The organism is Streptomyces sp. NPDC003023 (genome assembly GCF_042888225.1).
Taxonomy (GTDB): Bacteria; Actinomycetota; Actinomycetes; order Streptomycetales; family Streptomycetaceae; genus Streptomyces.
On sequence record NZ_JBIAPL010000002.1, the window covers coordinates 214,434 to 228,602 of the forward strand.

Consider the following 14,169-nt stretch of genomic DNA (forward strand, 5'->3'; position numbering starts at 1 on the left):
GCGGGCGGCGGGCCCGGAACTCAGAAGCCGGGGCCCGTCCGTCGCAGGACGCGGAGCGATTCCGTGGCCGAGACCTCGGTGAAGGCGCCGGACGCCAGAGCGCGCAGGTAGATGCGATACGGCGCCTGGCCGGTCCACTCGTCCACCGGGTCGGGGAAGACATCGTGGATGACGAGCAGGCCGTCCTGGGCGACGTGCGGGGCCCAGCCCTCGTAGTCGTTCGTCGCGTGCTCGTCGGTGTGGCCGCCGTCGATGAACACGAGACCGGCCTCGCCGCCCCACACCTTCGCCACCTGGGGTGACCTGCCGACGACGGCCACGACATGGTCCTCGAGGCCCGCCCTGTGCAGGGTGCGGCGGAAGGTGGGCAGCGTGTCCATCAGCCCGACCTCTGGGTCGACCGTCTCCGGGTCGTGGTAGTCCCAGCCCGGCTGCTGCTCCTCGCTGCCCCGGTGGTGGTCGACGGTCACGGCGACCGTGCCGGCCTCGCGGGCCGCGTCGGCCAGCAGGATCGTCGAGCGCCCGCAGTACGTTCCCACCTCCAGCAGCGGCAGCCCGAGCGCCGCCGCCTCGACGGCGGCCGCGTACAGGGCGAGACCCTCGTTCACAGGCATGAAGCCCTTGGCGGCCTCGAACGCGGCGAGGGTCTCCGGCTTGGGGGTGGCGGCGGCCATGGGGGTCCTCCTGAGCGGACGTACTGGTGGGAGCCCATCGTGCACCACGCGCCGGCGTCTCCTCCTCGCCCGGCCTTCCGTCCGATTAGAACGTGTTCTACTCTGGCCCGCGCCCCTCGGCCGTTCCGCCCGAGACAAGGAGCCCTGGAGATGAAGGCGTACATCGTCGGCGTCGGCACCACGAAATTCGAGAAGCCCGAGACCCGCGACTGGCAGTACTGGGACATGGCGCGGGAGGCGGGCGCGGGCGCGCTCGCCGATGCGGGCGTCGCGTACGAACAGGTGGAGCAGGTGCCCGTCGGGTACTGCTTCCAGGCGTCCACCGCCGGGCAGCGGGCGGCGTACGAGCTCGGTCTCACCGGCGTCCCCGTCTACAACGTCAACAACAACTGCGCCACCGGCGCGACCGCGCTCATGCTGGCCCGGCAGTTCGTCGAGGGCGGCGCGAGCGATTGCGTACTGGCGCTGGGCTTCGAGAGGATGAACCGCGGCGCGCTCGGCGGCGGGTCGGGGCAGGGGGACTTCGCGACCTCGCCCGTCGCCCGGCACTACGGCGTGATGGCCGCGCGGCACGGCTTCGCGCAGTCACCGCCCACCGCCCAGATCTTCGGCAACGCGGCCCGGGAGCACATGGAGCGGTACGGGACGACGAAGGCGCAGCTCGCCGCGGTCGCGGCCAAGAACCACCGGCACTCGGCGGACAACCCCGACGCCCAGTTCCAGGACGTGTACTCCGTCGACGAGGTTCTCGCCGCGCGGACGATCCATGATCCGCTGACGAAGCTGCAGTGCTCACCCACCTCCGACGGCGCGGCCGCCGCACTCGTCGTGTCCGAGCGTTTCGTCGTCCGGCACGGGCTGCACGGCAGAGCGGTCGAGATCGCCGCGCAGGCGATGACCACCGACACCGAGGAGTCCTTCGCCTCCGGCTCCTGCGTCGACGCGGTCGGCAGGCCGATGTCCCGGGCAGCGGCGCAGGCGGCGTACGAGTCGTCCGGACTCGGGATCGAGGACGTGGACGTCGTCGAGCTGCACGACTGCTTCTCCGTCAACGAGCTGCTCACGTACGAGGCGCTGGGCATGTGCCCCGACGGGGCGTCCGGCAAGCTCGTGGAGAGCGGCGCGACGACGTACGGCGGACGGTGGGTCGTCAACCCGTCCGGCGGGCTGATCTCCAAGGGGCATCCGCTGGGCGCGACGGGGCTCGCGCAGGCGGCCGAGCTGGTACGGCAGTTGCGCGGGGAGGCGGGCGCGCGGCAGGTGGACGGGGCCCGGGTCGGTCTCGCCCACAACATCGGACTGGGCGGCGCGGCCGTGGTGACGCTGCTGCGGCGCTGACGCCCCCGGGCGGTTCCGAGGCGGTTTCCGGGCGGTTCCCAGGCGTTGCCGTCGGGTCTCCTGGCGCCGCGCCGGTCCCGTGAGGCGCCCGGCCACGGGCTGGAGACGGCAGCCGGTTCGTGCCCCGGCCCGCCTCGTCGGGACCTACGGCCAGGGTCCTGGTCCCGTGCCCCGTGGCATACGTCGAAATCCCCATGTACGGACCGCCCGACGGCTGCGACCATGACACGCATGGCCCAACCCGCATCGAGGACACAAGAGTCCGTCCTGCCCGCGCCCGTCGTCCCGTCCCCGCGTACGTGGGCGGTGATCGCCGCCGCGTGCGCCGGTCAGTTCCTCGTCGTACTCGACGTCTCCGTGGTCAATGTGGCGCTGCCGTCGATGCGTGCGGACCTGGCGCTCTCCGCGACCGGGCTGCAGTGGGTGCTCAACGCGTACTCGATCGCGTTCGCGGGATTCATGCTCCTCGGCGGCCGCGCGGCGGACATGTTCGGGCGCAAGCGGATGTTCGTCGTGGGGCTGAGCCTGTTCACCGCCGCGTCCTTCGCCGGCGGACTGGCCCAGGAGGGCTGGCAGTTGCTGGCGGCGCGAGGCGTGCAGGGGCTCGGCGCGGCCGTACTCGCGCCCGCGACCCTGACCATCATCACCGCGGCCGTGCCGCCCGGACCCGCCCGTACCCGCGCCATCGCGACCTGGGCCGCCGTCGGCGCGGCGGGCGGAGCCGCCGGCGGGCTCGTCGGCGGGGTGCTGACCGATCTGCTGTCCTGGCGCTGGGTGCTCCTGATCAACGTCCCCGTCGGTGTGCTGGTGCTGGTCGCCGCCGCGGTGTGGCTGACCGAGAGCCGGACCGGCGGGAGCCGCCGCCTCGACCTGCCCGGCGCGGTCCTCGCGACGGGCGGTCTGGCCGCCGTGGCGTACGGGATCGTGCAGACGGAGGAGGCCGGGTGGGGCGCGGGGGAGACGATGCTGCCGCTGCTCGGCGGGCTCGCGCTGCTCGGTGTCTTCGTGGCGGTGGAGGCCAGGACGAAGGCGCCGCTCATGCCGCTGAAGGTGTTCCGATCGCGGGCGGTCTCCGCCGCCAACGTGGCCATGCTGGTGACGGGTTCGGCCTCCTTCGCCATGTGGTTCTTCATGACGGTCTACGCCCAGAACGTCCTCGGCTACACGCCGCTGGAGGCCGGGCTCGCTCTCATCCCCAGCTCGGTCAGCGTCATCGTGGGCTCCAAGCTCGCGCCGCCGCTGATGGCGAGGGCCGGCGCCCGAGGCGTCGCCGTCCTCGGTGCGCTGATCGCCGCGACCGGATTCGGCTGGCAGTCGACGATGGGCGCGCACGGGGAGTACCTCACGGCGATCGCCGGTCCCGGCGTGCTGATGATGGCCGGTGTCGGCCTGGCCGCCACCCCGCTCGCCTCTCTCGCCACGTCCGGTGCCGCCCCGGACGACGCGGGCCTCGTCTCCGGCCTGATCAACACCTCCCGCACGATGGGCGGCGCGCTGGGCCTGGCGATCCTGTCCACGGTCGCGGCCTCCCGGTCCGGCGGCGCCACCGATCCGCAGTCCCTGACGGCCGGTTACGCGCTGGCGTTCCGCACGGGTACGGGCGTGCTGCTCGCGGCCGCGCTGCTCATGCTGCTGTGGCTTCCGCGCCCGGAGGCCGACCGGGCGTAGGGCGGCGGGGACGCGGCCCGTTCAGCGGGACGCGGGAGGCAGGACGCAGGGCGCAGGGGGCGCGGGGCGCAGGGCCTTCGGCCGGACGCGGGGCGGCGGTGCGGGGTGCGGCTTGCGGTCGCACCAGTGCCCTTCCCGGCGGGCTCCGCCCTGTCGCGCCGCCCAGGGCGCCCACGGGAGGTGCCCCCGGCACCGGACGACGCTCCTTGACGGGCGGGCATCACTGGTCAGGACACTGGAGCCAGCCCTGCCGGTGTGCGGCCCGCACCGCCTCCATGCGATCGCGGGTGCCCGTCTTGCCGATGGCCGACGACAGACAGTTCCGTACGGTCGACTCCGGCAGGTCCAGCTGCGCCGCGATGTCGGCGACCGTCGCCCCGTCCACAGAAGCGTTGAGCGCGTCGCGTTCCCTGGCCGTGAGCGGGCTCGGATCCGCGCCGAGCGCCGCCGCGGCCAGCGCCGGATCGACGACCGTCTCACCGGTCAGCACCCGCCGGATCGCCTGTGCCAGCTCCTCCACCGGACCGTCCTTCACGAGGAAGCCCGCCGCCCCCGCCTCCATGGCCCGCCGCAGACTGCCCGGCCGGCCGGAGGTGGTGAGGATCAGCACCCGGCAGTCCGGGACCTCCCGCGCCAGGTCCGCGGCGGCGTCCAGGCCGCTGCGGCCCGGCAGCTCGATGTCCAGCAGGGCTACGTCCGGCCGTGACGTGAGCGCCGTGTCCACGATCTCGTCACCGCGTCCCACCTGGGCGACGACGTCGAGGTCCGGCTCCATTCCCAGCAGCAGCGCGAGCGCGCCGTGCGTCATGCCCTGGTCCTCCGCGAGCAGCACCCGTACCGACTTGGCGGGTCTGTGGTCGCGGGGCATCTCGTCCATGGGCTCAGGTTACGGCCGCGACCGGCAGTTCGCGGGTCACACGGAAGCCGCCCGGCGGGCCGGGGCCCGACGCCGGCGTGCCGCCCGTCGGGGCGAGCCGTTCCGCCCAGTCCCGCAGAACGCTGCCGGGCGTGTCGACGGGGTGGGGCCGCGGCCGTCGCCGGTGACCGTCAGACGGGTGTGCTCGCGGGCGGCCATGACCTGACGTACCGTCAGACGCCTTCACAACTTCCGGGGGCCGCGCTATACATGAAGGCCATCGGCCTAGAACGCGTTCTAGAACGGGCTCGCCCGGCCGGTCCCGTACGACCTCGGTGCGGCCGACGGTGCGGACGGCCGTGCCGAGGTCTTCCACTCCTCGAGGAGCAGCAGCCCCATGCCCATCGATGCCGCCAGGGCCGTCGCCGCGAAGCCCCGATCCACCACCATCACCTGGGACCACAAGGACATCCAGCTCTACCACCTCGGTCTCGGCGCCGGCCGCCCGGCCACCGACCCCGACGAACTGCGGTACACCCTCGAGTCCCGGCTCCATGTGCTGCCCAGCTTCGCCACCGTCGCCGGAGCGGGCATGGGCGTCGTCGGCGGCCTCCGCGCCCCCGGACTCGACATCGACCTCGCCTCCGTCCTCCACGGCAGCCAGCGCGTCGAACTGCACCGCCCGATCCCGGTCAAGGGCACGGCCACCTCCACCTCGCGGGTCGCCGCCGTGTACGACAAGGGCAAGGCAGCGATCCTCGTCCTGCGCACGGAAGCGGCCGACGACGACGGGCCGCTGTGGACGAGCGACGCCCAGCTCTTCGTACGCGGCGAAGGCGGCTTCGGCGGTGAACGCGGCCCCTCGGAGCGACTGGAGCTGCCGGAGCGGGCGCCGGACCGCACCGTGGAGCGGGTAATCCGCGAGGACGCGGCGCTCCTCTACCGGCTCTCCGGAGACTGGAACCCGCTGCACGCGGACCCGGAGTTCGCGAAGCTCGCCGGTTTCGACCGGCCGATCCTGCACGGCCTGTGCACCTACGGCATGACCCTCAAGGCGGTCGTCGACACCCTCCTCGACGGGGACGTCGCCAAGGTCCGCTCGTACGGCACCCGCTTCGCCGGAGTGGTCTTCCCCGGCGAGACGCTCCGCATCCGGATGTGGGCGGACGACGGCGGCCGGGTCCAGGTGACGGTGACCGCCGCCGACCGGGACGACGCCCCCGTGCTCGCCGACACCCTCGTAGAGACCAGTGACAGCGAGATCTTGTGACAGCCTGCTGAAGGGACCCGTCATGCGCGCAGCCGTAGTGCACGAGATCGGCCAGGACAAACTCGAAGTCCTCGACGACGTCGAGGCGGTGGGCTTCGGCCCCGGCAAGGTGCGGATCCGGATCAGGGCCACCGGCCTGTGCCACTCAGACGTCTCCGCGATGAACGGCGTACTGCCGCAGCCCGCGCCGTTCGTCCCCGGCCACGAGGGCGCCGGCGAGATCCTCGACGTCGGCGACGGCGTCGAGGGCCTCGCAGCCGGCGACCGGGTGCTGATGTGCTGGCTGCCGGCGTGCGGCGGCTGCGCCTCCTGCCGGCGCGGGCAGGGCCATCTGTGCCTGTCCGGCCTCATGAACGCCGGCACGCCCAACTTCCGGCGGGGTGACGGCGACGTCTTCGGCTTCGCCGGTACCGGCACGTTCGCCGAGGAGGTCGTCGTCGACGCGGGCTGTGCCGTGCCGATACCCGACGACGTGCCCTTCGACATCGCAGCCCTCATCGGCTGCGGTGTCACCACCGGCCTCGGCGCGGCGATCAACACCGCGAAGGTGGAGGCCGGTTCGTCGGTCGCCGTCATCGGCTGCGGCGGCGTCGGCATCTCCGCCGTACAGGGGGCGAAGCTCCAGGGCGCGGCGCAGATCGTCGCCGTCGACCCGGTCGAGTCCCGGCGGGAGGCGGCACTGCGGTTCGGCGCGACTCAGGCGGTGGCGCCCGACGGTCTCGTGGACGCCAAGCAGCGGATCACGGCGGGCGAGGGCTTCGACTACGTCTTCGAGGTCGTCGGCAGGTCGGCGACCGCGCGCACGGCGTACGAGGCGACCCGGCGCGGCGGGACGCTGTGCATCGTCGGCGCCGGGGCCATGGACGACAACCTGCAGCTCAACATGTTCGAGCTGTTCTTCGACGAGAAGCGCATCCTGCCCTCGATGTACGGCGGCGGGGATGTGCTCCGTTCCTACGAGCGGGCCATCGCGCTGTGGCGGGCGGGCCGGATCGACCTGGCCGGCCTCATCACCCACCGGGTGCCGCTGGCCGGCGTCGGCGACGCGGTCGCGCAGATGCGCAGCGGTGAGGCCCTTCGTACCTGCATCGAGCTGTGAGGAGCCTCTTCATGTCCCTTCCCCTCGAAGGCCGGAGTGCGATCGTCACGGGCGCCGGCCGCGGTCTCGGGCGGGCCGAGGCCCTGGAACTCGCCCGGCTCGGCGCGGCGGTCGTCGTCAACGACTACGGAGCGCCGCGGCGCGACGGCGTCACCCCCTCGGCGGAAGACGGGGGAAGTGGCGGGCGGACATCGGCGGCGCCCGCCGGATCCGTGCCCGCCGAAGCCGCGCCCGCCGAATCGGTGGCCGAGGAGATCCGCGCGGCGGGCGGCCGGGCCGTGGCCCACGTCGGCGACGTCGCCGACTTCGAATCGGCCGCCGACCTGGTCGACCTGGCGGTGCGCGAGTACGGCCAACTGGACATCCTCGTCAACAACGCGGGCATCCTGCGCGACCGGATGATCTTCTCGATGAGCGAGGACGAGTGGGACTCGGTGATCCGGGTCCATCTCAAGGGCCACTTCAACACCACACACTTCGCGGCCGCGTACTGGCGTTCACGTTCCAAGGCCGCGGGCGGCGGGCCGGTGTACGGACGGATCGTCAACACCTCCTCCGAGGCGTTCCTGGCGGGCTCGGCGGGGCAGCCGAACTACGCGGCGGCCAAGGGCGGCATCGTCGGCCTGACGACGTCGACGGCGCTTGCCCTGGCGAAGTACGGCGTCACGGCGAACGTGATCTGCCCGCGGGCCAGGACACGCATGACCGAGGACGTCTTCGCGGGCTTCGCCGAACCGGAATCGGGCCGGCTCGACCCGCTGTCGCCGGCGCATGTGGCACCTCTGGTCGGCTACCTCGCGTCGCCGCAGGCGGCGAACGTCAACGGCCGGCTGCTGGTGGTGCACGGCGGGATGGTGGCGGTGGTGGAACGCCCCCGAGTGACCGCGAAGTTCGACGCGGAGAAGGAGATGTTCGGCTTCGAGGAGCTGGCGGACGTACTGGGCGAGTACTTCCTCGGGCGGCCGAAGGGCGAGACGTTCGCGGCGGCGGAGGTGCTGGGGCTGAAGCGGGGGTAGGAAGCACGGGCCGCCGGGCAGGGCCCCGTCCTCCCGCCGCGGCTGCCGAGCCGCCGCGGGAGGGGCGGGAACCGTGCGGCGGACCCGTCAGGCCGTGTCGGTCCCCGACGGCCTCCGGTGACGGCCCTGCGACGGCGCGGACGAGTCGTCCCGTGCCGCCGCACCGCCCCGGTGCCGACCTGCACCGCCGCCGGCGTCGGCCCCCGCCGCCGCGGGCTGCGGCCGCTCGTGGGTCGTGTCGGTTCGGGCTTCAGACATGTGGGAAGTCACCCCGTGTGATCGCTGCGTACATGTGTCGCAGGGCCCCGGGCCGCACCTGTGGAAGTCACTGCCCGGTCGCCCCGGCCCGTGAGTCTAACCACGGGCTCCGCGGCCGGTGAGCGGCGCCTGCTGCAAGGGGACCGGCCTGCACACAACAGGACTGACGGAGTCTTTGCACGGTTCCCCACCTGCGGCTTCCGGTTGTGCCGGTTCTGTGGCCGTCTCGTGGGGACACGTTTGCGCGGGAGGAACGGAAGCCGCCGGCGCCTTGGCCCGTACCACCGCGCACGGCATCGACTCCGTCGCGCACGGCAGTTGCAGCACACCCTCCCGGTTCCAGGTGCCGGACCCCGCCAGCCACCCCGCCGGAGCGGGCAGTTGACGCAGCCGCCGGTCGGCCGGGCGCCACATGCCCACCCAGCTGCCGGCCGCGCCGTCGATCCGCAGGGCCACGGCGCAGCTCTCCGGCATCAGGACCTGGCCCGGCTGAACGGCGAACGGTGTCACCAGCGCGTCCGGCAGCCGCAGGCTCCGCGGGAACCGCACGGGACGCAGGCTGCCGAGCACGCCCCAGCCGAGCAGGTCCTGGCCAGGGCCCGGCGCGTTCGAACGGACCAGCAGCAGACCGCTGTCGGGGTCCGCGAGCAGCAGCCGGTCGTCGCTGTCGTCCGTGATCTGCAGCAGTGGCGTCACCTCGCCGCCCCGTGCCAGGTCGACCGCGACCGTCTTCACCGGCCCGCCGTCCGGCTGCCTGCGGTCCACGGCGAGCAGCCGTCCCGTGCGGTCCAGCCACGCGCCGCCGGAACAGTGTCCCGCCACGTCCGCGACGTGCTGTGGTCCAACCGCGCCGCCGCCCGCCACCAGCCAGATGCCGGTCGTACGTGCTCCGGGTGCCAGGGCATAGGCCCGGGCGCCGTCCGGCGACGGCGGCAGCAGCGTCAACTCCTCTGCGGTGACGGCCCCGAGGGCCAGCTCGCCCGTCGCCGGACCGGTCGGGTACAGCAGCGAGAACGTGTGCCGCTCGGCGACCCGGCGGCGGATCAGCACCCGGCCGTCGGAGAGCGGCAGCACCTGGGTTCCGCGCTCCTCGGGCTGGTCCAGCGGGAGCGGAACGGCGTACGGCTCCGGGCCGTCGAGCGTCCAGCGCTCCGGGAACAGCGCGTCGCCCTTCCCTGCGAGGCGGGCTCCGTACGTTCCGTCCGCGGTGATCGTGATTCCCGGGTCCCGGGCGACCGCCGGGGGCCGTGCGTCCCCCGAGCCACGCGTACCGTCCGTACCGTCCGTGCTCGCCACCGCCCTGTTCGCCGCGGCGGTCTCGATGGCCAAGGCTGTCATCGATGCCTCACCTCCGGCCACCGAAGCTAGGTTTGTGGTTCCCGCAGGACAACGGGAGACACGGGTCTTCACACATAAGGGTGGCCATGCCCCGATTTGCATGAGATCGGCAGGGTGGTTGTGCTCGACGGTGTGGTCGTGATTAAGGTAAGGACCACCTAAGTTTCTTGATCTGGAGCACGCCATGTCCCCACGCCGCCGCGGTGCCGCCGCAGCAGTCGCCCTCGCCGCCGTCCTCTCCCTCGCAGCCTGTGGCACCGGCGGCGGGGCCGGTGAGGACAAGGGCGCGAAGGCCGACACCGGCGGCAAGGAGGCCGTGGCCCAGGGCGGGAAGGACTTCGGCGACGCCGCGGCGAAGACCGCCGCGATGGGCACGGACGCGAAGCCCGGCGAATTCCCGCGCACCATCACCCACGCGCTCGGCAAGACCGAGATCAAGGCCGCTCCCCAGCGCGTCGTCGTCCTCGACGTCGGCGAGCTGGACAACGTCGCCTCGCTCGGAGTGAAGCCCGTCGGCTACGCGCCGACCGAGGGCGACGACGGCGTCCCCGGCTACCTGAAGAAGGAAGCCGGCAACCCCAAGAGCATCGGCACCATCAACAGCCTCAACCTCGAGGCCATCGCCGCGCTGAAGCCGGACCTGATCCTCGGCAGCCAGCTGCGCGCGAGCGACAAGTACAAGGAGCTGTCGCAGATCGCGCCGACCGTCTTCTCCATCCGCCCCGGCTTCACCTGGAAGGAGAACTACCTCCTCAACGCCGCCGCGCTGGACAGGACGGCGGAGGCGGAGGCGAAGCTCGGCGCCTACGAGAAGAAGGCGAAGCAGCTCGGCGCGGACCTCGGCGAGAAGAAGCCGACCGTGACCATGCTCCGCTACATGCCGGGCAAGATCCGCCTCTACGCGCAGGCGTCCTTCATCGGCACGATCCTGCGCGACGCGGGCGTCCCGCGACCGAAGAACCAGCAGATCGACGACCTCGCGGCCGAGATCAGCCCGGAGAAGATGGACGAGGCCGACGCCGACTGGATCTTCACCGGCGTCTACGGCGACCCGGCGAAGACCAAGCGCGACACCGCCGAGTCCAACCCGCTGTGGAAGAACCTGGGGGCCGTAAAGGCCGGGCAGGCCAAGGACGTCCCCGACGAGACCTGGTACCTGGGCCTCGGCGTCACCGCCGCCGACAAGGTCCTCGACGATCTGCGCGGCTTCCTCGTCAAGTAGGGGCAGACCTCATGGACGGGCGGGGCAGGTAGCCTTTGCTGCGTGCCCCGTCTGTCTGAAGTCATCGCCGCGCTCGACGCCCTCTGGCCCCCTGAGCGGGCCGAACAGTGGGACGCCGTCGGCACGGTCTGCGGAGACCCCGACGCCGAGGTCACCCGTGTGCTGTTCGCCGTCGACCCCGTCCACGACGTCGTCGAAGAGGCCGTGAAGCTCGGCGTCGACCTGCTCGTCACACACCACCCGCTGTATCTGCGCGGTACGACGACGGTCGCGGCCGGCCACTTCAAGGGCCGGGTCGTGCACACCCTGATCAAGAACGACATCGCCCTGCATGTCGCGCACACCAACGCGGACACCGCCGACCCGGGCGTCTCCGACGCCCTCGCCGGCGCGCTCGATCTGCGCGTCGTACGGCCCCTGGTCCCCGACGCCACCGACCCGAACGGTCGGCGCGGCCTCGGCCGGGTGTGCGAACTGGACCGTCCCGAGACACTGCGGGAGTTCGCGGCCCGCGCCGCGAAGCGGCTCCCCGCCACCGCGCAGGGCATCCGCCTCGCAGGTGACCCCGAGGCGACGGTCCGCACCGTCGCCGTCAGCGGCGGCTCCGGCGACAGCCTCTTCGACCGGGTACGGGCCGCCGGCGTGGACGCCTTCCTCACCGCCGACCTCCGCCACCACCCGGCGTCGGAGGCCACCCAGCACTCACCGCTCGGCCTGGTCGACGCCGCGCACTGGGCCACCGAATGGCCCTGGTGCGAACAGGCCGCGGCGCAGCTCGACGAGATTTCCGACCGGAACGGCTGGGACCTGCGGGTCCACGTCTCCAAGACGGTCACCGACCCCTGGTCCTCCCACCACGATTCCTCTGGAGCCCCCAACTGAACGCCGCGCCCGCCGACCAGATCCGACTTCTCGACGTCCAGTCCCTCGACCGGCGCCTGGCGCAGCTCGCGCACAAGCGCAAGTCGCTGCCCGAGCACGCCGAGATCGAGTCGCTCGACAAGGACCTCACTCAGCTGCGGGACCTGCTCGTCGCCGCGCAGACGGAGGAGAGCGACACCGCCCGCGAGCAGACCAAGGCCGAGCAGGACGTCGACCAGGTGCGCCAGCGCGCCACCCGCGACCAGCAGCGCCTCGACTCCGGCGCCATCACGTCGCCCAAGGACCTGGAGAACCTGCAGCGCGAGATCGTCTCCCTCGCCAAGCGCCAGGGCGACCTGGAGGACATCGTCCTCGAGGTCATGGAGCGCCGTGAGTCCACGCAGGAGCGCGTCGCGGAGCTGACCGAGCGTGCCGCGTCCGTGCAGGGCAAGGTCGACGCCGCCACCGCCCGCAGGGACGCCGCCCAGCAGGAGCTCGACGCCGAGTCCGCGTCCGTCACCAAGGAGCGCGAGGTCGTCGCCGGTTCCGTCCCCGCCGACCTGATGAAGCTCTACGAGAAGCTCCGTGTCCAGCAGGGCGGCGTGGGCGCGGCCCGGCTGTACCAGCGTCGCTGCGAGGGCTGCCAGCTGGAGCTGAACATCACCGAGGTCAACGAGGTCCGCGCCGCCGCGCCCGACACGGTGCTGCGCTGCGAGAACTGCCGCCGCATCCTCGTCCGCACCTCGGAGTCGGGTCTCTGATGCGGGAGTTCGTCGTCGAGGCCGACGGCGGCTCCCGGGGCAATCCCGGCCCCGCAGGTTACGGCGCGGTCGTCCTCGACCCGGTCTCCGGCGAGACGTTCGCGGAGGCCGCCGAGTACATCGGCGTGGCGACCAACAACGTCGCCGAGTACAAGGGCCTGATCGCCGGCCTCAAGGCCGCGTTCGCGCTCGACCCGGACGCGGTCGTCCGCGTACGCATGGACTCCAAGCTGGTCGTCGAGCAGATGTCGGGCCGCTGGAAGATCAAGCACCCCGACATGAAGCCGCTGGCCGCGGAGGCGGCACGCGTCTACCCGCCCTCGCGGGTCACGTACGAGTGGATCCCGCGCGAGCGCAACAAGCACGCGGACCGGCTCGCCAACGAGGCGATGGACGCGGGCAAGAAGGGCAGGCAGTGGGAGCCCTCGCGTTCCACGGCGGCGCTCGACGCGCGTGACGCGGAAGCGGCACGCGTGGTGGGCGACGCGGCGGCGGGCGCGGCGAAGGCACGGGCGGCACTGGGCAGGGCCGGCCGGCCGGCCGCCGCGGTCGGCTCCGCGGAGCCCGCCGAGCCCTTGGAGCTGCCGGTTTCCGCGGAACCGGGCACGGGCGCCGCCGGTACGACCGCCTCCCCGACCGTCGGTTGGGGCCCGCCCGACATGGGGCTGCCCGCCACCTTCGTGCTGCTCAGGCACGGCGAGACGGTCCTGACCCCCGAGAAGCGGTTCTCCGGCAGCGGCGGCAGCGACCCGGTGCTCTCCGCCGTCGGCCGCGGCCAGGCCGACGCCGTCGCCGCGGCGCTCGCGGAGCGCGGCACGATCCAGGAGATCGTCAGCTCCCCGCTGCGGCGCTGCCGCGAGACGGCGGACGCGGTCGCCGCGAGGCTGGGCCTCGCCGTGACCGTCGAGGAGGGCCTGCGGGAGACCGACTTCGGCGCGTGGGAAGGCCTGACGTACGCCGAGGTACGGGAGCGGTACCCGGACGACCTCGACGCGTGGCTCGCCTCTCCGAAGGCCACGCCGACGGGCGGCGGCGAGAGCTTCGCGACGGTGGCACGCCGGGTCGCGGCGACCCGCGACAAGCTCGTCGAGCGGCACCAGGGCCGCACGGTCCTGCTCGTCACACACGTGACCCCGGTCAAGACCCTGGTCCGCCTGGCACTGGGCGCCCCGCCGGAGTCCCTGTTCCGCATGGAACTCTCCGCGGCGTCGCTGTCGGCGGTGGCCTACTACGCGGACGGCAACGCGTCGCTGCGCCTGCTGAACGACACGTCACACCTGCGCTGAGGCGGTGCGGGGCCCGCCGCACGGGGGCGTTTCCCCCTACCCGCCCCTTCCCCAACCGGGACAGGCCCCGAGCCCCGCGCGCCGTCCCCGGCGGGTCGCGGGTCTCGTGTGTTGTCCCGATGGGTCGCTGGCCTGTGCGCTGTCCGGGAGGTCCCGGGCCCCGCGCGCTGTCCGGGAGGTCCCGGGCCCCGCGCGCTGTCCCGGCGAGCTTCCCGGCCCCGCGCGCTGTCCCGGCGAGCTTCCCGGCCCCGCGCGCCGTCCCGGCGGGCCCCGGTGCCGCAGTGCGGGCCGGGCGGTTGTACCGCCCTGGCGCGCGGTGGCCTCGAACTCTCCCTACGGCCTGGCGGCCGTGGGTGTTCCAGGCCGGGCTGGATTCGCCGCTGCGGGGCATCTTCAGCCTCGCCGGCGTTTGAGGCGCGGGGGTCCGGGGGCAGAGCCCCCGAAACACCGCGCGGAGCGCGGTGAACGGGTCCGGGCGGAGCCCGGTTGCGGGAAAGGGGCAGGGAGGGGAACAGGCCCGCC

12 protein-coding genes are annotated in these 14,169 nt (G+C 73.0%); 9 read left to right on the forward strand and 3 right to left on the reverse strand.

The window, feature by feature from the left end; translation table 11 throughout:
• Positions 1 to 20: 20 nt before the first annotated feature.
• A complete protein-coding gene (locus ACFYV1_RS09180) occupies positions 21 to 674 on the reverse strand; it encodes a class I SAM-dependent methyltransferase (RefSeq protein WP_389394800.1) in 654 nt (217 codons plus the stop codon).
• A gap of 150 nt (positions 675 to 824) precedes the next feature.
• Between ACFYV1_RS09180 and ACFYV1_RS09185 the strand changes: the two genes are divergently transcribed.
• Positions 825 to 2,012, forward strand: a complete 1,188-nt coding sequence (locus tag ACFYV1_RS09185; protein WP_389394801.1) for a beta-ketoacyl synthase N-terminal-like domain-containing protein — start codon at positions 825 to 827, stop codon at positions 2,010 to 2,012.
• Between the two features lie 231 nt (positions 2,013 to 2,243).
• Complete coding sequence (locus tag ACFYV1_RS09190) at positions 2,244 to 3,680, forward strand: MFS transporter (protein WP_389394802.1); 1,437 nt, start codon at positions 2,244 to 2,246, stop codon at positions 3,678 to 3,680.
• Positions 3,681 to 3,900: 220 nt separating this feature from the next.
• Here ACFYV1_RS09190 and ACFYV1_RS09195 read toward each other — a convergent pair whose 3' ends face one another.
• Positions 3,901 to 4,557 carry a response regulator gene (locus ACFYV1_RS09195; RefSeq protein ID WP_389394803.1) on the reverse strand — a complete coding sequence of 219 codons (657 nt, stop codon included), beginning with the start codon at positions 4,555 to 4,557 and terminating at the stop codon, positions 3,901 to 3,903.
• A 376-nt stretch (positions 4,558 to 4,933) separates the two neighbouring features.
• On the opposite strand from ACFYV1_RS09195, the gene ACFYV1_RS09200 reads away from it, so the two are divergent.
• From ACFYV1_RS09200 to ACFYV1_RS09210, 3 genes are read left to right on the forward strand one after another with little or no spacing between them, the layout of a single operon-like run.
• Positions 4,934 to 5,806 (forward strand): MaoC/PaaZ C-terminal domain-containing protein, encoded by an 873-nt coding sequence (locus ACFYV1_RS09200; RefSeq protein WP_389394804.1) that lies wholly within the window; start codon positions 4,934 to 4,936, stop codon positions 5,804 to 5,806.
• A gap of 22 nt (positions 5,807 to 5,828) precedes the next feature.
• The gene (locus tag ACFYV1_RS09205) at positions 5,829 to 6,905 is read left to right on the forward strand and encodes a Zn-dependent alcohol dehydrogenase (RefSeq protein ID WP_389394805.1); all 1,077 of its coding nucleotides are present in this window, start codon (positions 5,829 to 5,831) and stop codon (positions 6,903 to 6,905) included.
• Between the two features lie 11 nt (positions 6,906 to 6,916).
• Positions 6,917 to 7,921: a 3-oxoacyl-ACP reductase gene (locus ACFYV1_RS09210; RefSeq protein WP_389394806.1), complete on the forward strand. Its 1,005-nt coding sequence runs from the start codon at positions 6,917 to 6,919 to the stop codon at positions 7,919 to 7,921.
• Between the two features lie 354 nt (positions 7,922 to 8,275).
• Here ACFYV1_RS09210 and ACFYV1_RS09215 read toward each other — a convergent pair whose 3' ends face one another.
• On the reverse strand, positions 8,276 to 9,517 hold the full coding sequence (locus ACFYV1_RS09215; RefSeq protein WP_389394807.1) for a hypothetical protein: 1,242 nt from the start codon (positions 9,515 to 9,517) through the stop codon (positions 8,276 to 8,278).
• A 184-nt stretch (positions 9,518 to 9,701) separates the two neighbouring features.
• Here ACFYV1_RS09215 and ACFYV1_RS09220 point away from each other — a divergent pair, with 184 nt between their 5' ends.
• The 4 genes from ACFYV1_RS09220 to ACFYV1_RS09235 are packed head-to-tail and all read left to right on the forward strand — an operon-like array spanning position 9,702 to position 13,647.
• Positions 9,702 to 10,739, forward strand: coding sequence for an ABC transporter substrate-binding protein (locus ACFYV1_RS09220; RefSeq protein ID WP_389394808.1), 1,038 nt, complete (start codon positions 9,702 to 9,704; stop codon positions 10,737 to 10,739).
• Positions 10,740 to 10,781: 42 nt separating this feature from the next.
• On the forward strand, positions 10,782 to 11,621 hold the full coding sequence (locus tag ACFYV1_RS09225) for a Nif3-like dinuclear metal center hexameric protein (RefSeq protein WP_389394809.1): 840 nt from the start codon (positions 10,782 to 10,784) through the stop codon (positions 11,619 to 11,621).
• Positions 11,618 to 12,361, forward strand: coding sequence for a zinc ribbon domain-containing protein (locus tag ACFYV1_RS09230; RefSeq protein WP_389395265.1), 744 nt, complete (start codon positions 11,618 to 11,620; stop codon positions 12,359 to 12,361). Before ACFYV1_RS09225 ends, ACFYV1_RS09230 begins: the two co-directional genes overlap by 4 nt.
• A complete protein-coding gene (locus tag ACFYV1_RS09235) occupies positions 12,361 to 13,647 on the forward strand; it encodes a bifunctional RNase H/acid phosphatase (protein ID WP_389394810.1) in 1,287 nt (428 codons plus the stop codon). Before ACFYV1_RS09230 ends, ACFYV1_RS09235 begins: the two co-directional genes overlap by 1 nt.
• The last annotated feature ends 522 nt before the right edge of the window (positions 13,648 to 14,169 follow it).

Excerpts from the sequence above, each read along its gene's own strand:
- ACFYV1_RS09180 (WP_389394800.1), bottom strand. The coding sequence starts at position 674 with ATGGCCGCCGCCACCCCCAAGCCGGAGACCCTCGCCGCGTTCGAGGCC.
- ACFYV1_RS09185 (WP_389394801.1), top strand. The coding sequence starts at position 825 with ATGAAGGCGTACATCGTCGGCGTCGGCACCACGAAATTCGAGAAGCCC.
- ACFYV1_RS09190 (WP_389394802.1), top strand. The coding sequence starts at position 2,244 with ATGGCCCAACCCGCATCGAGGACACAAGAGTCCGTCCTGCCCGCGCCC.
- ACFYV1_RS09195 (WP_389394803.1), bottom strand. The coding sequence starts at position 4,557 with ATGGACGAGATGCCCCGCGACCACAGACCCGCCAAGTCGGTACGGGTG.
- ACFYV1_RS09200 (WP_389394804.1), top strand. The coding sequence starts at position 4,934 with ATGCCCATCGATGCCGCCAGGGCCGTCGCCGCGAAGCCCCGATCCACC.
- ACFYV1_RS09205 (WP_389394805.1), top strand. The coding sequence starts at position 5,829 with ATGCGCGCAGCCGTAGTGCACGAGATCGGCCAGGACAAACTCGAAGTC.
- ACFYV1_RS09210 (WP_389394806.1), top strand. The coding sequence starts at position 6,917 with ATGTCCCTTCCCCTCGAAGGCCGGAGTGCGATCGTCACGGGCGCCGGC.
- ACFYV1_RS09215 (WP_389394807.1), bottom strand. The coding sequence starts at position 9,517 with ATGACAGCCTTGGCCATCGAGACCGCCGCGGCGAACAGGGCGGTGGCG.
- ACFYV1_RS09220 (WP_389394808.1), top strand. The coding sequence starts at position 9,702 with ATGTCCCCACGCCGCCGCGGTGCCGCCGCAGCAGTCGCCCTCGCCGCC.
- ACFYV1_RS09235 (WP_389394810.1), top strand. The coding sequence starts at position 12,361 with ATGCGGGAGTTCGTCGTCGAGGCCGACGGCGGCTCCCGGGGCAATCCC.